This is a genomic window from Streptococcus sp. 27098_8_76, from assembly GCF_041432315.1.
Taxonomy (GTDB): Bacteria; Bacillota; Bacilli; order Lactobacillales; family Streptococcaceae; genus Streptococcus.
This window is the reverse complement of sequence record NZ_JAPVZI010000003.1, coordinates 174,536-196,792: the sequence shown is the minus strand read 5'-3', so window position 1 is coordinate 196,792 and position 22,257 is coordinate 174,536. Positions and strand designations below refer to the sequence as shown.

18 protein-coding genes and 1 pseudogene are annotated in these 22,257 nt (G+C 36.2%); 17 read left to right on the top strand and 2 right to left on the bottom strand.

Going from position 1 to position 22,257, the window contains the following annotated elements:
* Positions 1-791, bottom strand: a pseudogene (locus O3636_RS03395) (hypothetical protein); the annotation flags it as partial.
* 52 nt (positions 792-843) lie between these two features.
* On the opposite strand from O3636_RS03395, the gene O3636_RS03390 reads away from it, so the two are divergent.
* The 17 genes from O3636_RS03390 (at position 844) to O3636_RS03310 (ending at position 21,087) form a co-directional block, all read left to right on the top strand.
* The gene (locus O3636_RS03390; RefSeq protein ID WP_371641724.1) at positions 844-1,365 is read left to right on the top strand and encodes an LPXTG cell wall anchor domain-containing protein; all 522 of its coding nucleotides are present in this window, start codon (positions 844-846) and stop codon (positions 1,363-1,365) included.
* A gap of 351 nt (positions 1,366-1,716) precedes the next feature.
* Positions 1,717-2,889: a glycosyltransferase gene (locus tag O3636_RS03385; RefSeq protein WP_371641722.1), complete on the top strand. Its 1,173-nt coding sequence runs from the start codon at positions 1,717-1,719 to the stop codon at positions 2,887-2,889.
* 53 nt (positions 2,890-2,942) lie between these two features.
* Positions 2,943-4,229, top strand: coding sequence for a hypothetical protein (locus O3636_RS03380; protein WP_371641721.1), 1,287 nt, complete (start codon positions 2,943-2,945; stop codon positions 4,227-4,229).
* Positions 4,230-5,693: a glycosyltransferase gene (locus tag O3636_RS03375; protein ID WP_371641719.1), complete on the top strand. Its 1,464-nt coding sequence runs from the start codon at positions 4,230-4,232 to the stop codon at positions 5,691-5,693.
* Between the two features lie 52 nt (positions 5,694-5,745).
* Positions 5,746-6,543, top strand: coding sequence for a glycosyltransferase family 8 protein (locus tag O3636_RS03370; protein ID WP_371641717.1), 798 nt, complete (start codon positions 5,746-5,748; stop codon positions 6,541-6,543).
* Positions 6,521-6,991, top strand: a complete 471-nt coding sequence (locus O3636_RS03365) for a hypothetical protein (protein ID WP_371641715.1) — start codon at positions 6,521-6,523, stop codon at positions 6,989-6,991. The genes O3636_RS03370 and O3636_RS03365 overlap by 23 nt, the downstream gene beginning before the upstream one ends.
* Positions 6,992-7,044: 53 nt before the next feature.
* Positions 7,045-8,244: a glycosyltransferase family 8 protein gene (locus tag O3636_RS03360; protein ID WP_371641713.1), complete on the top strand. Its 1,200-nt coding sequence runs from the start codon at positions 7,045-7,047 to the stop codon at positions 8,242-8,244.
* An 84-nt stretch (positions 8,245-8,328) separates the two neighbouring features.
* Positions 8,329-10,089 (top strand): glycosyltransferase family 2 protein, encoded by a 1,761-nt coding sequence (locus tag O3636_RS03355; RefSeq protein WP_371641712.1) that lies wholly within the window; start codon positions 8,329-8,331, stop codon positions 10,087-10,089.
* A 609-nt stretch (positions 10,090-10,698) separates the two neighbouring features.
* Complete coding sequence (gene secY2 / locus O3636_RS03350) at positions 10,699-11,916, top strand: accessory Sec system protein translocase subunit SecY2 (RefSeq protein WP_371641709.1); 1,218 nt, start codon at positions 10,699-10,701, stop codon at positions 11,914-11,916.
* A 9-nt stretch (positions 11,917-11,925) separates the two neighbouring features.
* The gene (gene asp1, locus O3636_RS03345; protein WP_371641707.1) at positions 11,926-13,506 is read left to right on the top strand and encodes an accessory Sec system protein Asp1; all 1,581 of its coding nucleotides are present in this window, start codon (positions 11,926-11,928) and stop codon (positions 13,504-13,506) included.
* Positions 13,490-15,022 (top strand): accessory Sec system protein Asp2, encoded by a 1,533-nt coding sequence (gene asp2, locus O3636_RS03340; RefSeq protein WP_371641705.1) that lies wholly within the window; start codon positions 13,490-13,492, stop codon positions 15,020-15,022. Before asp1 ends, asp2 begins: the two co-directional genes overlap by 17 nt.
* Positions 15,019-15,459: an accessory Sec system protein Asp3 gene (asp3, locus tag O3636_RS03335; protein WP_000584517.1), complete on the top strand. Its 441-nt coding sequence runs from the start codon at positions 15,019-15,021 to the stop codon at positions 15,457-15,459. Before asp2 ends, asp3 begins: the two co-directional genes overlap by 4 nt.
* Positions 15,452-17,824 carry an accessory Sec system translocase SecA2 gene (gene secA2 / locus O3636_RS03330; protein WP_371641703.1) on the top strand — a complete coding sequence of 791 codons (2,373 nt, stop codon included), beginning with the start codon at positions 15,452-15,454 and terminating at the stop codon, positions 17,822-17,824. Before asp3 ends, secA2 begins: the two co-directional genes overlap by 8 nt.
* 11 nt (positions 17,825-17,835) lie before the next feature.
* The gene (gene gtfA, locus O3636_RS03325; RefSeq protein WP_371641701.1) at positions 17,836-19,347 is read left to right on the top strand and encodes an accessory Sec system glycosyltransferase GtfA; all 1,512 of its coding nucleotides are present in this window, start codon (positions 17,836-17,838) and stop codon (positions 19,345-19,347) included.
* Entirely contained in the window at positions 19,340-20,677 is a 1,338-nt protein-coding gene (gene gtfB, locus O3636_RS03320) for an accessory Sec system glycosylation chaperone GtfB (protein WP_371641699.1), read from the top strand. Before gtfA ends, gtfB begins: the two co-directional genes overlap by 8 nt.
* Position 20,678: 1 nt before the next feature.
* Positions 20,679-20,858, top strand: a complete 180-nt coding sequence (gene asp4, locus O3636_RS03315; RefSeq protein WP_001287962.1) for an accessory secretory system protein Asp4 — start codon at positions 20,679-20,681, stop codon at positions 20,856-20,858.
* A gap of 4 nt (positions 20,859-20,862) precedes the next feature.
* A complete protein-coding gene (locus O3636_RS03310) occupies positions 20,863-21,087 on the top strand; it encodes an accessory secretory protein Asp5 (protein ID WP_000569974.1) in 225 nt (74 codons plus the stop codon).
* Positions 21,088-21,240: 153 nt separating this feature from the next.
* Here O3636_RS03310 and O3636_RS03305 read toward each other — a convergent pair whose 3' ends face one another.
* The gene (locus tag O3636_RS03305) at positions 21,241-22,194 is read right to left on the bottom strand and encodes an aromatic acid exporter family protein (protein ID WP_371641695.1); all 954 of its coding nucleotides are present in this window, start codon (positions 22,192-22,194) and stop codon (positions 21,241-21,243) included.
* Positions 22,195-22,257 lie beyond the last annotated feature (63 nt).

The following is a 22,257-nucleotide window of genomic DNA, read 5'->3' as shown; positions in this document are numbered from 1 at the left end:
TCAGTAAGTGAATCTGCAGCTTCAGTAAGTGAGTCAGTATCAGAATCAGTTTCTAAATTGATATCAGAAGGAAATTCTGTAAGTACATCGGTATCAGAATCAGTTTCTAGATTATTCTCAGAATCACTATCTACAAGTAAATTACAATCAGAATCTGTATCTAAGTTCTTCTCAGAATCGTTATCAGGAAGCACTTCACATTCAACTTCTGTATCTAAGTTCTTCTCAGAATCAGCCTCACTGTCTACTTCAATTAGTGCAAGTATTTCTGCTTCACCAACATGTTCTTGTGCTGATGATTCAACAAGTACATCTGTATCTAAGTCAGCATCTAAAGTGACATCAGAGTCAGCTTCAACAAGCACCTCAGTGAGTGAGTCAGCCTCTAAGGTTGCTTCAGAATCAGCTTCAACAAGCACCTCAGTGAGCGAGTCTGCATCTAAGGTAGCTTCAGAGTCAGCTTCAACAAGTAACTCAGTAAGCGAGTCTGCATCTAAGGTAGCTTCAGAGTCAGCTTCAACAAGCACCTCAGTAAGCGAATCAGCATCTAAAGTAGCTTCAGAGTCAGCTTCAACAAGCACCTCAGTAAGCGAATCAGCATCTAAAGTAGCTTCAGAGTCAGCTTCAACAAGTAACTCAGTAAGCGAGTCTGCATCTAAGGTAGCTTCAGAATCAGCTTCAACAAGCAACTCAGTGAGCGAATCAGCATCTAAGCAAGCTTCAGAATCAGCTTCAACAAGTAACTCAGTAAGCGAATCTGCATCTAGGGCGGCAAGTACATCTATTATCACAAGTAAAGGTGAACCTGAAATCTACTCTAAGAAAATGATAGATATAGATAGTGTGCTAGAATCAGTATCTACAAGCAATGTGGCAAGTGAATCTGCCTCTAAACTTGCTTCAGAGTCAGCTTCGACAAGCACGTCGCTAAGTGAGTCAGCGTCAGCAAGTAAGTCAGTATCTGACTCACTATCAACAAGTATGGGAGATCCAAATAGTACGGACAAACCAGACTTTATCTTGAGCGAAAGTACTTCACGATTAACAAGTGCGTCAGCTTCAGTAAGTACATCTGTTTCTGAATCTGTATCTGCGTCAACAAGCGTATCAGCTTCAGCAAGTGATTCAGTATCAACATCAACAGATACTTCTGCATCAGCAAGCATGTCAGTTTCTGAGTCTACATCAGTCGCAGCAAATATGTCAGCTTCTGAATCAAGAACAGAATCAGAAGGCAAGTCAAGAAAACAATTACCAAATACTGGTACAGAAACATCTAAATCATCTGTACTACTTGGTGCTTTGGCAGCCATGACTGGTCTTGGATTGATTGCGAAACGTCGTAAAAATGATCAGGAAGATTAATAAGAATACCAATAAAAAGTTTTCTTATTAAGCAAAAAATGCTGAAAGAAACCCTTGAAAAGTTAAACTTTTCAAGGGTTTTTGGTTGTCTTGTAAGGGAAAATGATGATATAATTTAGAATGGGAATGTTTTTCAATATTTTATAATTTTATTTGATATTATCAAGACAAAATGATTTAGTATAAAGAAAGCCCGAGATTTGAATTGAATCTATACTCTTTCACAATCTTTTTAAGCGTTTTCAATATTCTTCTACTATAGGTATGTAGTGATCTTTGATGTTTGTTGAGTTTGAAAATAAATTATAAATTATCTGGAAAATAAATAGAGATAGGAAATAGGTAAATACAATGGAAAAATTAACATTTGTTTTAGCTGGTGATTATGGCTATATTCGATATATAGAAGCAACATTAAAGTCAATTTGCTATCACCATGACAATTGCAAAGTGTATATTTTGAATCAAGATATTCCTCAGGAATGGTTTATCAGTGTTCGTGAAAAAATGGGTCAGAAGCAGAGTGAATTAGTTGATGTGAAGTTGACAAGTGGTTTGGTCTCAAAAACATGGAAGTTACCTCCGTTTGGGGCTCATATGAATCACATGTCTTTTGCGAGATACTTTATCCCACAATTTGTGGAAGAAGATAAGGTGCTGTATTTGGATAGTGATACGATTGTAACGAGATCACTAAATGAGTTATTTGAAATCGAACTTGGTGATAAACTTTTGGCAGCGGCCAAAGTTATTTATGGATTAGAAGATAGATTTAATTCGGGTGTCTTGCTAGTTAATAATAAGTTGTGGAAAGAAGAAAATATTCAAGCAACTTTAATCGAAATCACTGATAGGGATCATGAAACATTGCCAGAATCAGATCAAACTGTCTTTAATCGTGTGGCAGGGGAACGCTATATCGTATTAGATGATACTTACAATTTCCAAGTTGGTTATGACCGAATTGCAGAGGAGAGACAGCAGTATTTTATTTTAGAAATGTCGACAGACCCATTGCCAGCGATTATTCATTATCTTTCAGGAGATAAGCCTTGGAATTTAAGATCTTACTCTCGTTTAAGAGAAGTATGGTGGAGATATTCAATGATGGACTGGTCAGAGATTACGAGTCATAAAACACCTAGAAAAAAACGTGACATATTTATTATGACTGATAGTCAGTCATTGGAACAGATTGATTATCTAGTGACTCATTTACCAAATTTCATGTTTCATATAGCAGCTAATACATTGATGGGTGATATTCTGAATTGTTTACGAAAATATGAAAATGTGAGATTATATCCAGCTATTTTAGATTGGAATCGCAAGCGGTTGGTTGATGAGTGTGATATTTATTTAGACATTAACTATGAGGAAAAAAATCAACAAGTAATTGAAACTGCAAAACAAAAAGGAAAACCAATCCTAACATTTGATACGGTAGTGAATCCCTATCATGTGGATCAGGTATTCTCTAGTTCGGAACCTCAAAAGATGTGTGATTACATTCTATCTTTATAGGAATTATCATTTTAATCAGTCTATGATTATGGAGGAATAAAAGGGAGATATAGATGCTTTATCTAACAAAGCAGTATAATCTGGATGAGCAGCAATTTGTAGAAAATGTACTTTCTTCTGGTATTGAGGTTCATGTTGTAACTATGGAGTATGCAGAACAGACTCAAGACTATATTCATTTTTTACCGATGCTACTTGCAAAGAAATCAGTATTAAATCAATATAAAAGTGAATCATTGATAGCTTTGAGGGTGGTGGTTCCTAAATATTGGGAAATTTGTATGGAAGAAGATTGCGCAACCATATGGGATAAAGATATTCAACGAGGTCAGATTTTCTACCGTTGTAAAGAATTATATACAGTAGACAGGGTTGAATGGTGGGATAATCAGGGAAAAGTTATAAGCTGTGATTACTATTTAGAAAATGGTTGGCGTTATAAACAGGAGATAATGGATGAATCAGAAAAGAGTATCTCGGTTCATTATTATGACGCTCAAAATACTCTATTGATGATTAAAAATGTAGAGCGAAGCTTATATACTTTATTTAAAGATGAAATCACCCATATTTATACTGAAGATGAACTATGGCAGGCTTGTTTAGAGCTCTTTGATTTAGAAAATGAAGTGCTAGTTGTTGGAGATTTAAAAATAGCAGATTACTTAGATCGTCAAAAAGTTTCTGCAGTTTATTCTTCTAAAGAACCGATTCAAATCCAAGAAATAGAAGAATACTTATCAAGAGTAGATAGACTCTATGTTTATCATTATTCGGTATTTGAATCCCTTGCTCCAAACGATAAAATTCATCATATTAGTCCCTTGTATCCTTCAAAAATGAATGTGAATCACCATCGTGCGCTCATCATGACTCACACACAAGAAATTGAAAAAATAGAGGAAATTATTGAGAAGCTGCCGATGATTGAGTTTCATATCGCTGCTCTGACGAATATGGGACCTAGACTATTGGATCTTGAACGATGTGAAAATGTCTATTTACATCCAGGGATTAGCCAGGCAGAGTATGAAAGTTTGCTAGCTCAGTGTAGTTTGTATTTAGATATTAACCATAGTATAGAAATATTGAATGCCGTGGAAGAATCCTTAGAAAAAGGGTTGCTTTTATTTGCTTTTAAGGAGACCCAGCATAGGAGAGGTTTTATCTGTCCTGAGCATCTATCTTCCAGTCAAGCTGCGGCTGATTTGATTGATGCTATAAAAAAGGTTGTCGTTTCAGAGGAAATGTATCATTTGGCTTTGCAAAAGCAATGGAAATGGATTCAATCTTCTACTAAAGAAGATTACAATAGAGCTTTTCGAAAGGTGGAAAATTGAGTGACAGTTTATCTATTCGACTTATTAGTAGGGTACGAACCAAATGGTGTAGATCGTTCTCAGGCCAATCGTGCTAGGATCTTTAAAAAGATGGATTTGGATGTTTGTTACATCTTTTCTGTCCTTCCTCCAAGAGAAGATTTTCTTTATTTTCAACATATAGGGATTCCTCTGGATAAAATGATGATTGCTCCCTTTTACTTAGCAGGAGAAAAAGGGGTACAATCAACTATCACTAGTGAAGAGATGATTAGTAGACTGCACCTAGAGAATAGTCCGATAGTTGAGAGAGACCAGTATCAAATCGTTTATCAAATATCTGAAGATCATAGGCTATTTCTGAAATGTGAGGATGGAATAGTTTATCAGGTTGATCATTTTTATCAAGATACACTCTATCAGAGAGATCATTATACTTCTTACTTGATATGTAGAGAGTGGTTTGACCAAGGGACGTATCAGTGGAGCAAAAGGTGTTTCTATAATTCCGAAAGTGAAGTGGTCTATGAAGGTTTCCAATCGTTAGGAAAAACACGGTATCGATTTGGTTCAGAATGGCTTGAAGGTGAATACGACTTGATGCAATATTTTATCCAATCCTTGTCCCTTTCTTCTGATGATGTCGTCCTTATGGACAGGGTCTCTAGATTTTCCTTTTCACAGGCAATTTTGGAATATGGTAATCATGCAAAAATAGGAGTTTTCCTGCACTCTCTCCATCAATATAAGACGGGTGCGATGAATAATGAATATCATTATTTATTCCAACATGCGACCTCCTTTGATTTTATGCTTGTTTCAACAGAAGCACAAAAAACAGACTTGGAGAACTATCTAAGAGAGATGGGCTTACCTAGCTGTCCGATTTGTGTGATACCAGCTGCTAGTGTCGAAAGTATCGAGAGCAATGTAGAGACGATGGTTCCTTATTCGGCTATGCTTGCTGCTCGCTTAAACTATCGCAAACAAGTCGATATAGCGATTAAGGTAGGAGCAAAGGTCAAAGAGAAAATACCAGGATTTACTTTGGATATCTATGGTCAAGGGGAAGATTATCATAAATTGAACCAACTGATTTCAGAGCTAAATGCGGAAGAGTATATAAGGTTACGTGGTTATCAAAATTTAAAAGAAGAGTATAAAAAACACCAGCTCTATCTATCAACTTCTTCTTGGGAAACCTTGGGGCTAACCTTACTTGAAGGGGTGGCTTCTGGTATGGGATTAGTAGGTTTAGATGTCCCTTACGGAGCACCTACCTTTATTCAAAATGGGAAGAATGGTTATTTAGTTCCCTATTCTGAAGGTCAAGATAGAGAAGAAAGTATTGAAAGAATGACGAAGGCCGTATTGGAGTTTTTTGATTTGAATCAAAATGAAGTATCGCAGCATTCATATCGCATTGCAGCCTCTTATTTGGATGAGGTCATTGCAGAAAAGTGGAGAGTATTGATAAAAGATTAAATTTGTGCTTTTTAGCAAGTTATTTATAAAATTCAGAAAGAGTAAATACAAAATGAAAAAAGCTATTGTATTATGTTTTGATAGAAGTTATTGTGAACAAGCTATTGTAACCATAAAATCATTGTGTGCTTATCATAGAAATTTGAAAATATATATTTTCAATAACGGGAGTATTCCACAAGAATGGTTTGGAGTTCTGCAAAATTGGTTAACTCCATTTGATTCTAGGGTTTGTAATATTCGATTGCCTGAAGAAGAACAGGAATTGAGACAATTTAATGTTAATAATAGTAAACACATATCAGCAACTAAATTTCTTGTTTATTATATGGCGGATTTTGTGAAAGAAGATGTAGCACTTTATTTAGATTGTGATTTACTGGTAACAGGAAAAGTAGATCATTTGTTAGAGTATGATTTAGATGGCTGTTATGTAGCGGCAGTAAATGATAGCGACCTGGATCCGTCAAAGCACAATGATATTAAAAAAGAACTGAATGCGGGAGTATTAGTCGTTAATTTAAAGCGTTGGAGAGAAGAAAATGTACGAGAAAAATTGATAGAATTGACTCGAGAACATTATATGCATGTACCAAATGGAGATCAATCAATTATGATTATGGCATTTGGAGAAGAATGGTTACCCTTGAAAGATACATATAATTTTTTAGTCGGATATGATGCATACGAGATTAGTGAATTTAAAAAAGAGAGAACCACTATAAAAGAGAATCGAATGCCTCGTATCTTACATTACTTAGGATATAATAAACCTTGGAATGAAGAAAGTTTTTCAACCAGATTTAAAAAGTTATGGTGGTTTTACTATGGATTGGAGTACACTCTATAATCAACGCCAATTTCAATTAGAATTAGCAAGTTTTAATCAAAGACATTTTACTCATCATATTTTAGTATTTACGAATACATGTCATCTTTCTAATTTCTCAAACTTATTAGAAGAATTTCCCGATTGCCAATTTCATATTTTTCAACCTTGTTTTCCAGCAATTCAACAACAGTATATAGAATATCCAAATCTTTACTATTATCCAAATGCACACACAAAAAATAGCTACAAGCATATCCTAGAGAAAGCACTAGCAGTTTTGGATATAGCAGAGGGAGCAACATGGGAAGAAGCAACTCAAGAAGCACTGAAGAAGAATGTGACAATTTTTGCTTTTTCAGATACAAACCATGTAGGGGACAAAGCGATTGTATGTGAAAATACTACAGAAATGATAACGAATATCCGTAAACTAATTCAAGAGAAAGTATATTTAAATCTTTTATAATATTTTTTAGGATAAATAGTTTTATAGTCCATAAAACGAAAGGAATGTTTAAAATGAATAAAAAAGTCATTGTTCTGGGGGCAGATAGTGGGTATCGTGATAAGATTGAAACAACAATCAAGTCAGTATGTGCCCATAATCGAAGTGTGAAGTTTTATGTATTTAATGATGACATGCCTTCAGAATGGTTTCAATTAATGACAAAGCGGTTGGAACCCTTATCTTCAGAAATTGTGAATGTGAAAATTAGCAGTCACAGTCTGAAAAACTATCATTTACCGCTTTCTCATTTAAGTTATGCAGCTTTTTTTCGTTATTTTATTCCACAATTTGTTGAAGAGAATAGAGCTATCTATTTAGATTCAGATGTTATCGTGAGAGGAAGCTTGGATGCTTTATTTTCAGAAGATTTAGGTGATTTTCCGATGGCTGCTGTAGAAGACGATCTGACAAGTGATTCCTTTAATTCTGGTGTGATGTTGATTGATGTTGATGTCTGGAGGACAGAAGGGGTCACTGAAAAATTGTTTGAACTAACAAACCAATTTCATGAGAGTAGTTTTGGAGATCAAGGGATTTTAAATATTTTATTTCAGAAACGGTGGAAAAAATTACCTCAAAAATATAATTTCATGGTAGGTATGGATACTGTTGCAAGAAACTATCAGATCGTTTCATGGTATCAGGATTCTCTAGTTGCGGAGAAAGAAGCTGAAATTATTCATTATACTGGCGAAAAACCATGGTATGGTATCAATTTAAACCGCTTTAGAAATGAATGGTGGTTTTATTATGGTTTGGAATGGTCTGATATTGTCATGAGGAAGATGAATTTTGAAAAAGGTTTGGATTCTCTTATTGATTCCCCTATATATCATACAGCCATTTTTACAAATACTTGTCGTATGGAACAGTTAGAATATCTAATAAGAGAATTGCCGTATATTCATTTTTCTATTTTAGCTCCAACAGAATTTGCATCTGAAATTGTAGACTTGCAAAGATATTTAAATGTAAGAATCTTTCCAGTTTATAATCCAATGAATTTGATAAAAGTATTGGAAGAAATTGATTTTTATTTGGATATTAATTATGAAGCAGAAGTTGATCATATTATAGAAAAAGTCAACAGCCTTGGCAAACCAATATTGACATTTGATAGTACAGATCATACTGCAGGAAAAGCAAGCTATATTTGTAAAAAGGATGAACCTGAAAAGATGGTTGAAAAAATAAGAAACTTATTTAGTTGATAAGTATTGGAAAATGAAGGAGTAAGCATAGCTGGATGTTTATGGATATGAGATAAGAAGTGGAGAAGAAAGATGAATAATGAATTGATCAGTATTATAATTCCAGTTTATAATGCAGAGAAGTATTTACGTCAGTGTTTAGATAGTATTATCAATCAAACTTATACTAATTTTGAAGTGTTACTTGTAAACGATGGTTCGACCGATTCATCTGGAATGATTTGTCAGGAGTACGTAGAGAATGATAGTCGTTTCCGTTATTTTGAAAAGGAAAATGGCGGAGCATCTTCAGCCCGTAACCTAGGACTCGAACGTTCGGGGGGGGCGTACATTACTTTTATTGATTCGGACGATTGGGTTACCCCTGAGTATTTGGAAGTTCTTTATACTACTCTGAAAGAGAATGATGTTGACATTTCTATTTCATCCTTTCAATTATTTGAACCAGATGGCATACACTATATATTGGTTTATTCTTCTCAAGCGGAAGCTACTCTTCTGAATGTTGGAAAAAAAACTAGGTTTGAGTTTTTAGAAATTTTCCCCAAGTTAGGGTATCTAATTCATGATTTTTATAATGTTTCTCAAAAATTGTTTAAAAGAGAGTTGCTTTGTACTGACTTCCGAAATATAGATCTTCTATTTGATGAAAGAATTCAATTTTCAGAGGATTTAGATTTCTTTTTCCGTCTTTATCTAAGAGCATCAAGTGTATTCTATGTAAAGGAAATGACCTATATTTACCGTAAGCATGGAATGAGTTCAACGGCTAATTACGATGAAATTAAAGCCTTGCAACGATTGGAAATCTATAAAAAAATGTTCCAACGAATTGAAGAACTGGGGATTCCAACTTTTCACTATGTTAAAATGCTGGAATATTTCGTAGTAGATGGAATAAATATGTTTCCAACATCGAAAGCGATTAGAGAATATGAATTATTTGTATCAGAAGTTCGAGAAAAGATTACATATCCTCAGCCATTAATTAGTTTAATCGTTCCAATTTACAATGTTGAGACTTATCTACGGATGTGTTTGGATAGTATTGCCAATCAGACTTATTCAAATATAGAAATTCTATTGGTTAACGACGGTTCACCAGATGGATCTGCTGCTATCTGTCAGGAATTTGTTGCGAGGGATAGTCGCTTCCATTATATTGAAAAGGGAAATGGTGGCTTGTCGGATGCTCGAAATGTTGGTATTACGAGGGCGCAAGGGGAGTTTCTTTCCTTTGTTGATTCAGATGATTGGATAGAGCCGACTTATGTCGAGGATATGTACCGAGCAGCCTTACTTAATGATGCTGAAGTAGTTGTATCGAATTATAAGAAGTTTGATGTGAAAGAGAACTGTTACTGGATTCACATCTTTGATGATTATTATGAGACTCACTATAGCGATGAGGAACTCATCCAGCAACTACCCTTATTAGAACGTAGAGATAAGTCTTTTACAACAAGTTGGGGAATTTTGTTTGCGCGTAGATTATTTGATAACATTTCCTTCCCTAAAGGGAAAATTATTGAAGATACTCGTACGAATTATCGCTTTTTTGCAGAGTCTTGTCGTTCGACTTATATTCATAAGGCACTCTATAATTATAGAGTGGGAATAGACAGTATCAGCAGTAGGATAACTGAAAAGTTATTAGAGGATGTTTTGGATTGTTTGATGGAACGGATGGCTGTTTATGCTATTAAAGGTTGGAATGTAGCAGATGAAAGAGAGAATATAGTAGATAATTTAAAATCGCGTTACAATCAAGCAAAAGAAGCGGGACTTCAAAACACGGATATCTTTAAACGCTATGCAGAACTTTTGTATTTATTAAGCGATTAAAGCTCCCTCTTATCCTATAAATGACAGCACTTGACTAGGATAAAACGATACTAATGTAGTCTGCAGGGATTATCTAAGAGTATCAAGACATCTCGTTTGAGCAACTGTGATATTTTGTAAATATAAAACATGCGTGGAAGTATTGGTATTGAATAAAGAAGCTAGAGCATGAATGGAGATATCTCTATCTTATAGACACTTGAAAGCAGATTTTTTCTGCTTTTTTTGATATAATGGAAAGACTGGAATTGTATGTAGAGTTAAAATTTTTTAGTATAAAATTAACTTCTATTTATATTTTGACAACAAATAGTGTTGACATTTAACTTAGTTCTGCCTCAGTAAGTGCGAGCCAAGTATATTTTTAATAGAAATTTCCTGTTAAAGTGCTATCTTGGATAAACACTTTGACATTGTTTGTCTAGGGGACTTTGATAATAAAATAGTATTTTAGTTTTAACTTTGAAATGATAAGAGCTAGCGCTCAAAAATAAAGCGGAAAATGACTAAGGTTTCTAACATGATTTACTGGGTTATTTTCTATTCCTTTTCTACTGTGTAGTGGAAAGAATAAAAAATGCTATATTAATTTTTATGTAAGGATTCGTTATGAAAAATATTTTTTCGTCTATAATAGTGAAAAAAGGTCTTGTGACCCTGTTTTTGATTTTTATTTATGTCTTGGGAAGTAGATTATCTCTTCCTTTTGTTAATGTGAATAGCAGAGATTTTTTAGGTGGTTCAACTGCCTATTTAGCTTTTTCTACAGCTATTTCAGGTGGAAACCTTAGGAGTCTTTCTTTGCTGTCGGTAGGTCTTTCTCCTTGGATGTCTGCGACACTTTTATGGCAAATGTTCTCCTTGTCTAAACGTTTAGGGATTTCATCTCTCTCAATAGAGGTGCAAGATAGAAGGAAAATGTACCTAACCTTATTTATTTCGATTATCCAGTCGTTGGCTATTTCCCTAAACCTTCCCATTCAGGCTTCCTTTTCTCCAATTGTTATTACCTTTATGAATACTCTGTTACTGATTGCGGGCACCTTCTTCTTAGTTTGGTTGTCAGATATAAATGCCAGCAATGGTTTGGGAGGTCCTATGGTTATTTTGCTATCTAGTATGGTATTGACTATTCCACAGGATATGATTGAAACGTTTAAAGTTATACATGTATCTTATAACACTATTCTATTATTAGTTCTGATGGGAATCCTTTTCACCTATATTGTTTCCATTTTGTATCGAGCACGCTATCGTTTACCTATACATAAAGTTGGTTTGCATAGCCGATTTAAGAGATATTCTTATTTTGAGATAATGCTAAATCCTGCCGGGGGAATGCCGTATATGTATGTTATGACTTTTATGAGTTTACCTACTTATGTATTGCTTCTTCTACATGCTATATTTCCAGAAAATCCCATCTATATGGAATTATCTGGTCAATATAAGATGGGTGAACCATTATGGATTTATTTATATATAGGCATTTTATTTATTTTTAGTATTGCATTTGCATTTGTAAATATAAGTGGAGATCAGATTGCTGATCGAATGAAAAAGTCAGGTGAATATATCTATGGAGTATATCCGGGTGAGGAGACCAGTCGTTTTATCAACGGTCTAGTTTTCCGATTTTCTATTGTAGGAGGAATCATTAATGTGGTTATGGCGGGCTTGCCAATGCTCCTTGTTTTATCTGATGAAAAACTGTTACGAGTGGCCATGATTCCTGGTTTGTTTTTAATGCTGAATGGAATGATTTTTAATGTAAAAGATGAAGTAAAGGCTTTAAGAATGAACGAAACTTATAAACCACTTATCTAGGAGGTTGCGATGTATTATTTTATTCCAGCATGGTATGGGACTGATAGACCATGGCATTTTGATTTAATTCCTTGGTATCGTACTTTTTTTAAACTTGAATTTGATGATACCTTTAATCAAATCAGATTATTACAGGATCAGGGCTTTCGTTCTCAACTGTTAATTTTGTCCTACCAACCTCATCTTCGATATTTTTTACATCGTCATAGTGTTTTGGAGACAGAAGCTTATTCTGTATTTGATGATATGCAAGATTTTTCTGTGGAACACTCACAGATTTTAAGTCTTAAAGATATTGAATGGGATAGTGAGTGTGAATTTATTTATAGTCCTTTTGCTATATTGGTGCAGAGAAAAGGTAGACCGTATGCACAGGTAGAACATGGTGTAGAAGGTTTTATTAGTCATATCCAATACTTCAATAGTGAAGGTCAACGTTCTGAACAGTTTATTATGGATGATAGGGGGCTAGTATCTAGTGTTATTTATTTTAAGGATGATGTAGCTTACTATCAAGATTATCTGAATACTAAAGGAATTTGGCAGTTTAGAGAGCACTTGCAGGATGGTGGACGTATTGAGATTAATCCAATATTTGGTTATCGATTTAAATCATTGACTTATCATAATATAGGCGAGGTAATAGAGGAATTTTTTGAAAAACGACTAAGTAAAATTTATAAAAAGAATCATTTATTTATTATCCCAGCCCATCAAGTTCACAATGATTTAATGATGAGAACTTTACCGGAAGAAAGTCATAAGATTTTGAGTCTCTTTATTGATCGAAATCCTCAAGATACATTTCCCACTTTATTGCCAGTATTCAATAAGGTAGATTTTACCTTGGTAGATAGGGAAGATAGTCTTCATATTTTGAAAGAATTATATCCAGAGAATGAACAATATTTTAAACATTTGTCTCCTTTTGATACTCGCCTACGTTTGGGGCGTAGCCAGACAAGAAAAACCTCTTTTATTTACTATCAATTGAATTTTAAAGAGGGTATTGATGAAGAGGGGATATATCAAATATTAGATTTTGTTTCGAAAACAAAAGATGTGGAATTGATATTTGGTACCTTTGCGACGGATGAAGAATTACTAGAGCAGTTTGAAGATTTAATTCAGAAGATTATACAAGAGAGAATCGATAGTCAATCGTTGGAAAAAGATGCGGGTTATGGCGATTCAGAAAATCCTTTAGAGGATAATAAAGTAGAGGAACTGAGATATCAAGTCGTTAATATGAATGATGAACTGGATTTAATTAAAACCTTGGAGTTTGTACGTTTAATTGTAGACTTAAGTAAACTTCCTCATCTTTATACTCAAATTGCTGGAATTAGTGCAGGGATTCCTCAAATTAATCGAGTGAAAACAGTTTATGTGGATCATTTAAAGAACGGATATCTTATTTCTGATTTATCAGAACTTCAAAAGGCAATCCATTATTATTTGGATACACTTAAGGAGTGGAATCAAGCCTTGATTTACTCTGTAGAAAAAATCAAGGAATATACGGGACAGATGTTTTTAGAAAAACTCCAAAATTGGATAGGAGAAATCACAGATGTCAAAGAATCTTAAAATCTTACAAATTGGAATTGATAACTGGAAACATTGTTTTGAAATTCCTGATAATATGGACTGGTATTATTTTTGTCCTGATTCTTCTCTTGCTTTGAGAAAAATGATGGAAATGGATGGAATTGCTAGTTTTCATGTTGTTTTAATAGAGGACGGTCAGTATCTGAAAGATTTACTTCCGTTTATGAATAACATAGAACCTCATACTCTTTTTTATAACCAAAATTTTGAAACTACAGACTTGACTATCTTATCATTTTTGAAAAAATCTTGTGCTCAGGCTGTTGATTTTTCAGACCCTCAAACATTACTGGAAGATTTGTCGACTTCGCTGTTTGGTGGCGGATATGGCGATAAGTTGAAGCCGTTTATGTTGCAAGTCAATCCTGCTTTTAAGGGTTCGATTTCTTATCAAGGCTTTGAACATTTAACATTAGAGGGAGATTTTGGAGAAGAATTTTCTCAGTTAGCTTTTTGGAGCTATAACGTAACCCTAGAAGAAGAACGCCCTATTGAATTGTGGTTAGAGTATGAAAAAAGTGATGGGGTAGAATTTCAAGTTAGTATAAAGAAAATAGAATCTGGTTCAGTTTCAAAAATTATAGAAGAGATAATCCTAAATGAGCTTGATTTGGAAAAGGCATTCGTCATTCCAGGTGAATCAAAGGGCTATTTAGCAATCTCAATTTTAGCACGTGGGCAGGGAATTCTTCAATTAGGAAGTCTACACAGACGTTGGACTCGTAAGCAATTTGGAAAGTTTTTCTTGGGGGGGAATATCTTACACGATAGTAAGCGTGAAGAAATTAACTATTTCTTCCATCCTGGAGATTTTAAGCCTCCTTTGAATGTGTACTTTGCAGGATATCGTTCTGCGGAAGGTTTTGAAGGATACTACATGATAAAAAATCTTGGATGTCCCTTTATCTTGTTTTCTGATCCACGTCTTGAAGGTGGCGCCTTTTATTTGGGAAGTGAGGAGCTAGAAAATAAGGTAAAGGAAACGATTCTTCACTATCTAGATTATCTAGGATTTGATAAAAAGAATTTGATTTTGTCAGGTCTTTCTATGGGAACATTTCCATCTCTTTATTATGGGGCTTTCTTTGAACCTCATGCTATTATTGTAGGTAAACCTCTTGCCAATATTGGAACGATTGCTGGCCGTGGACGGTTAGAAGCTCCAGGAGTATTTAATACAGCTTTTGATATTTTGCATCATCAAACTGGGGGAGTTAGCTCTAGACATATGCTGGAATTAGATCAACGTTTTTGGAATGTTTTTAAAAAAGCAGACTTTTCAAATACAATTTTTGGACTATCGTATATGAAGGACGAGGATATGGATAGTCATGCTTATGAACAATTAGTTGATCACTTATGTAATACAGGAGCGAAAATACTTTCTAAAGGAACAGCGGGACGACATAATGATGATACGGATACCAACGTAGCTTGGTTTTTGCACTTTTATCATATGGTGTTAGAGGCAGATTTTGGGAGAGGTGATGAATGATTATCAAACAAAGACAAGGAATAGAGTGGGGAGAAGTTGGGGTAACATTTATGTATGGCACTCGGGTGACTTATCATAGCAGCCAGCATATCAGTCTCTATAATCCTTTGTTGACATCTGGAGAAATTTTGAAAAGATGGTTTTCTAGTTTGAACTATCAAGGAGCTAGAACTCAAGTTAGTCTGCCTTTGTTAAAACGAGGACAGGATTATCAAATGTGTATGAATTTCGATTGTCAACCAGAACAAGGTTTATACATAAAAATTAGATTTTTTGATCGCTATGAAACTGTAATTGAGGAAAAGGTAGAAAAAGTTAAACAATTTATGTTTACTTACCCCAAAGAAGCTTACACCTATGAAGTGTCTCTTTTGAGTGCAGGTTTTGAGTCGTTAGACTTTTATGATTTTTATATCGAGGAGATGAATCGTGATTAAAAATTTTAGTCAAGATTTTCAGTTGAGGAAAGTCAAAAGGATCTTAAAAAAGATTAATGCCCTAAAAGGGGAAATGGAGTCTCTCTCAGATCAAAAATTAGCGGCAAAAACACTAGAATTCCGACAACGTCTTGCTAAAGGAGAAACGGTGGATGATCTTTTGGTTGAGGCATTTGCAGTAGTACGTGAAGCAGATAAACGAGTGTTAGGAATGTTCCCCTATGATGTACAGGTCATGGGAGGAATTGTTATTCATCAAGGTAATGTAGCAGAGATGAACACAGGTGAGGGGAAAACCTTGACAGCTACTATGCCCGTTTACCTCAATGCGCTGACGGGCAAGGGAACGATGGTTATTACAACGAATGAATATCTTGCCAAGCGTGATGCGGAGGAAATGGGCCAGGTTTACCGTTTTTTAGGCTTGTCTGTTGGAATTCCCTTTACAGGTGATCCTAATGAAGAGTACACACCTGAGGAAAAAAGACTTATTTATGGATCAGATATTATATACACAACCAATAGTGTATTGGGATTTGATTATCTGAATGATAATTTAGCTTCTGATGAGTCATCTAAATTTTTACGTCCTTTTGATTATGTAATCATTGATGAAATTGATGATATTTTACTTGATAGTGCTCAAACTCCTTTGATTGTTGCCGGTGCTCCGCGTGTTCAATCTAATCACTACGGTATTATTGATACGCTGGTAACGACCTTGGTTGAAGGTGAGGATTACATTTTTAAAGAGGAGAAAGACGAAGTTTGGTTGACCACTAAAGGTGCTAAGGCTGCTGAAAGCTTTTTAGGAATAGATCATTTTTACAAGGAAGAACATGCGGTTTTTGCTCGCCATCTAGTCTATGCAATAAGGGCTCATAAACTTTATACAAGAGATAAGGACTATATCATTCGAGGAGATGAAATGGTACTGGTCGATAAGGGGACAGGACGTCTTATGGAAATGACCAAATTGCAAGGGGGGCTTCATCAGGCAATTGAGGCGAAGGAGCATGTTAAATTATCTCCAGAAACGAGGGCCATGGCTTCCATAACCTATCAGAGTCTCTTTAAGATGTTTAATAAGATATCGGGGATGACAGGGACAGGTAAGGTTGCAGAAAAAGAGTTTCTTGAAACTTATAATATGGCAGTTATTCGTATTCCAACCAATCGTCCGAAACAACGGATTGACTATCCAGACAATTTGTATGTAACGTTACCTGAAAAAGTGTATGCTTCTTTGGAGTATATCAAAGAATACCATGCTAAGGGAAATCCTTTATTGGTTTTTGTTGGTTCTGTGGAGATGTCCCATCTTTACTCATCTCTTTTATTACGTGAAGGGATTGTCCACAATGTTCTAAATGCTAATAATGCGGCGCGTGAGGCTCAGATTATCTCCGAGTCAGGTCAGATGGGGGCTGTGACAGTAGCTACCTCTATGGCAGGACGTGGTACGGATATTAAACTTGGTAAGGGAGTTGCAGAACTCGGTGGCTTGATTGTTATTGGAACTGAGCGGATGGAAAGTCAACGGATTGACCTGCAAATTCGTGGCCGTTCTGGCCGTCAGGGAGATCCTGGTATGAGTAAGTTCTTTGTATCTTTAGAGGACGATGTTATCAAGAAGTTTGGGCCGAATTGGGTTCATAAACGTTATCAGGATTATCAAGTTAAAGATATGACCAAACCAGAGGTTTTAAAGGGACATAAATATCGTAGGCTTGTTGAAAAAGCACAGCATGCCAGTGATAGTGCAGGACGTTCTGCACGACGTCAGACTCTGGAGTATGCTGAAAGCATGAATATCCAAAGAGATATGGTCTATAAGGAGCGAGATCGTCTAATAGATGGCTCCCGTGACTTAGAGGATGTTGTTGAGGGAATTATTGCTAGTTATATAGATCAAGTGACCTCTTCAAATTATGAAAGCCGAGACTTGCTCTTCCACTTTATCGTGACCAATATTAGTTTCCATGTTAAAGAGATTCCAGATTATATAGATGTGACTGACAAGACTGCAGTTCGTAGTTTTATGAAGCAGGTGATTGATAAAGAACTTTCAGAAAAGAAAGAATTACTTGATCAACATGACTTGTATGAACAGTTTTTACGACTTTCTTTGCTCAAGGCTATTGATGATAACTGGGTAGAGCAGGTAGATTACTTACAACAATTGACTATGGCGATAGGGAATCAGCCGGCTGCTCAGAAAAATCCTATAGTAGAGTATTATCAGGAGGCTTATGATGGTTTTGAAACCATGAAAGAACAGATTCGGGCTGATATGATACGTAATCTTTTGATGGGACTTGTTGAAGTTACTTCTAAAGGTGAGATTATGACTCATTTCCCATAAGAGGAGAATATATGACAATTTATAATATAAATTTAGGCATTGGCTGGGCTAGTAGCGGTGTTGAATACGCCCAAGCCTACCGTGCTGGTGTTTTTCGGAAATTAAATCTGTCCTCTAAGTTTATCTTTACAGATATGATTTTAGCCGATAATATTCAGCACTTAACCGCCAATATTGGTTTTGATGATGATCAAGTGATTTGGCTTTATAATCATTTTACAGATATCAAAATTGCACCGACAAGTGTGACAGTGGATGATGTCTTGACTTATTTTGGTGGTGTCGAAAGTCGTAGAGAAAAGAATGGGAAGGTCTTGCGTGTCTTCTTTTCTGACCAAGATAAGTTTGTCACCTGTTATTTGGTGGATGAGAACAAGGACTTGGTTCAACATGCCGAGTATGTCTTTCAAGGAAAACTGATTCGTAAGGATTACTTTTCTTATACTCGTTACTGCACTGAATATTTTGCTCCCAAGGACAATGTTGCAGTATTATATCAGCGAACCTTTTACAATGAAGACGGGACTCCAGTCTATGATATCTTGATGAATCAAGGGAAGGAAGAAGTTTACCGTTTCAAGGATAAGATTTTCTATGGAAAGCAAGCCTTTATGCGTGCCTTTATGAAATCCTTGAATTTGAACAAGTCTGATTTGGTCATTCTTGATAGGGAGACAGGTATTGGACAGGTTGTTTTTGAGGAAGCACAGCTAGCGCATTTAGCAGTAGTTGTCCATGCGGAGCATTATAGTGAAAATGTTACAAATGAGGATTACATACTTTGGAATAACTATTATGACTACCAGTTTACCAATGCAGATAAGGTTGATTTCTTTATCGTATCAACTGATAGACAGAAGGAAGTGTTAGAAGAGCAATTTGCCAAATACACCCAGCACCAACCAAAGATTGTTACCATTCCTGTAGGAAGTATTGATGCATTAACTGAGTCAAGTCAAGGACGTAAACCCTTTTCATTGATTACGGCTTCACGTCTTGCCAAAGAAAAACACATTGATTGGTTGGTCAAGGCGGTCATTGAGGCTCGTAAGGAAATTCCTGAATTAACCTTTGATATTTATGGTAGTGGTGGAGAAGATTCTCTTCTTCGAGACATTATTGCAACTCATCAGGCTGGGGACTATATCCAACTCAAGGGGCATGCGGATCTTGCGCAGATTTATAGCCAGTATGAGGTCTACTTGACGGCTTCTACCAGCGAAGGCTTTGGTTTGACTTTGATGGAAGCAGTTGGTTCAGGTCTCCCCCTAATCGGTTTTGATGTTCCTTATGGTAATCAGACATTTATAGAAGATGGGCAAAATGGTTATTTGATTCCAAGTTCATATGACCATGTAGAAGACCAAATCAAGCAAGCCTTTGTGGCTAAGATTTGTCAATTGTATCAAGAAAATCGCTTGGAAGCTATGCGTGCCCATTCTTATCAAATTGCGGAAGGCTTCTTAACCAAAGAAATGTTAGAAAAGTGGAAGAAAACAGTAGAGGAGGTGCTCCATGATTGAACTTTATGATCGTTATAGTCAGGAAAGTCGAGATTTACATGAAAGTCTAGTAGCTACTGGTCTTTCCCAACTTGGAGTAGTCATCGATGCAGATGGTTTTCTGCCTGATGGTCTGGTTTCTCCTTTTACCTATTATCTAGGTTACGAGGATGGAAAACCTCTCTATTTTAATCAAGTTCTCGTTCCAGATTTTTGGGAAATTATGGGGAATAATAGTTCGGCCACTATTAATGATTTACTACAGGAGAGGGCTGTAATTCACTTTGCAGATGGAATGCAGGCTCGATTGGTTAAACAGGTAGATTGGAAAGACTTGGAAGGAAGAGTACGCCAGATTGACCATTACAATCGCTTTGGTGCTTGCTTTGCTACAACGACCTATAGCGCAGATAGTGAGCCGATTATGACAGTTTACCAAGATGTCAACAGTCAACAAGTTTTACTTGAAAACCATGTGACGGGAGATATCTTATTGACTTTGCCTGGTCAGTCCATGCGTTACTTTGCAAATAAGGTTGAATTTATCACCTTCTTTTTGCAAGATTTGGAAATAGATACAAGTCAGCTTATCTTTAATACTCTAGCGACTCCTTTCTTAGTTTCCTTCCATCATCCAGATAAATCTGGCTCAGATGTTTTGGTTTGGCAGGAACCTCTCTATGATGCCATTCCAGGCAATATGCAGTTGATTTTGGAAAGTGATAATGTGCGTACTAAGAAAATCATCATTCCCAATAAGGCGACTTATGAGCGCGCTTTAGAGTTGACTGACGAGAAATACCATGATCAGTTTGTGCACTTGGGTTATCATTACCAGTTCAAACGTGATAACTTCCTAAGACGAGATGCCTTAATCTTGACTAATTCAGATCAGATTGAGCAAGTAGAAGCAATCGTAGAAGCCTTGCCTGATGTCACTTTCCGTATCGCAGCGGTGACAGAGATGTCTTCTAAGCTCTTAGACATGCTTCGCTATCCTAATGTGGTCCTTTATCAGAACGCTAGTCCACAGAAGATTCAGGAGTTGTATCAACTGTCGGATATTTACTTGGATATCAACTATAGCAATGAGTTATTGCAGGCAGTTCGTCAGGCCTTTGAGCATAATGTGTTGATTCTTGGATTTAATCAGACGGTGCACAATCGACTTTATATCGCTCCAGAACATCTATTTGAAAGTAGTGAAGTTTCTGCTTTGGTTGAGACTATTAAATTGGCTCTTTCAGATGTTGATCAAATGAATCAGGCACTTGGTAAACAAGGTCAACATGCAAATTATGTTGACTTGGTACGATATCAGGAAACCATGCAAACTGTTTTAGGAGGCTAATATGTCAGAGGAAGATTTATTTTACAAAGACGTTGAAGGTCGCATGGAAGAGTTGAAACAAAAACCTATCAAGAAGGAAAAAGAAACCCGAGGGGAAAAGATTAGTAAGACTTTTTCACTCTTACTGGGCTTAATGATTCTGATTGGTTTACTCTTTACTTTGCTGGGAATTTTGAGGTAGGCCTATGATTGAAATACTGATTGTTTTAGCTATTGTCCTATCTCTTGCTTTGATTGTATTGGTAACCATCCAACCCCGTCAAAATCAACTATTTTCCATGGATGCCACTAGTAATATTGGTAAACCAAGTTACTGGCAGAGCAACACCTTGGTAAAGGTGCTCACCTTATTAGTGAGTTTGGCTTTATTTGTTCTACTATTAACCTTTATGGTGATAACTTACAAATAAAAGAAAACTTCAGATATTCACCTTTTGTGATTGGTCTGAAGTTTTCTTTTTTATACTCTTCGAAAATCAAAGAGCAAACTAGGAAGCTAGCCGCAAGCTGCTCAAAACACTGTTTTGAGGTTGTAGATGGAAGCTGACGTAGTTTGAAGAGTATTACTGTCCATATTTTTGGTAAAAGTCAACTTTTACTTGTATGAAGGTTTTTGCTTCACGTAGGAGTTGAAGAAGGGTGGCACGGGTTTCAAATTCTTCTCTTGTCTTGGGCAGACTGCGGTTACGGAAGACTTCCAGATAGCGTTCAATTTCATCTAGCAAATCAGAAGCAGGATTGGTCTGGCTCAGTTGACCGGCAATTTTTGAAAAGAGTTGGGCCAAAATCAGGCTCTCACTGGCAGCTAGGTGACAGGTGTTGATTTGCTGGGCCATATTTCGTAGGATACGACTTTGTCGCTGTCTCATCTCAAAGTAGTGGATATGGTAGTCGGTCTGGTGAAAGAGGTGGTCAGAGTGATCTAAATAGACCAGTTTGAGGGCTTCTTCCAAAAGGGTGTCTAATTCTTCCACCAGCTGTGCTCGGTTGCGGCCGTCCCCTCTGGATAAATAATATTTAAAGCGCTGGAGGATATCTTTTAATTTTTCTTCTACCAATGTGTGGTAGTGCTGGATTTCCTCTTCTCGTGAAGGCATATAGAGATTAACAAGCAAGGCAAATCCAGTACCGATTGCAAAGAGAAGGAATTCGTTGACTAGAAGGTCTGGAGAGGTTGACTCTTGTACCAAGAGGTGGCTAACCAAAACAGTGCTTGGTGTGATGCCAATTTCCCAGCCCATCTTATAGGCTAGGGGCACGTAGAGGGCAAGATAGAGGCCAAGGCTCCAGATATGAAATCCGCTCAAGTGAAAAGCTAAAACACCGATAGCCAGAGCTAGAAGCATGGAAAAAAGACGATTGCGAGCCAGTTTTAAGGTAGTTCTACGCGTATCAGATAGGCTCAAGAGAGCGATGATTCCAGCTGATACAGCTGAGGAGAGATTGAGAAAATAAGCAAGAAGACAGGCAAGGCAGGTAGCTAAGATGAGCTTGGTCGTACGTTGGCTAATAGACATAAGAATTTCCTAATAAGTAAGAATAAAAGCGGAAAAGACAAGACCTGAGAGGCTTGCCTTTAT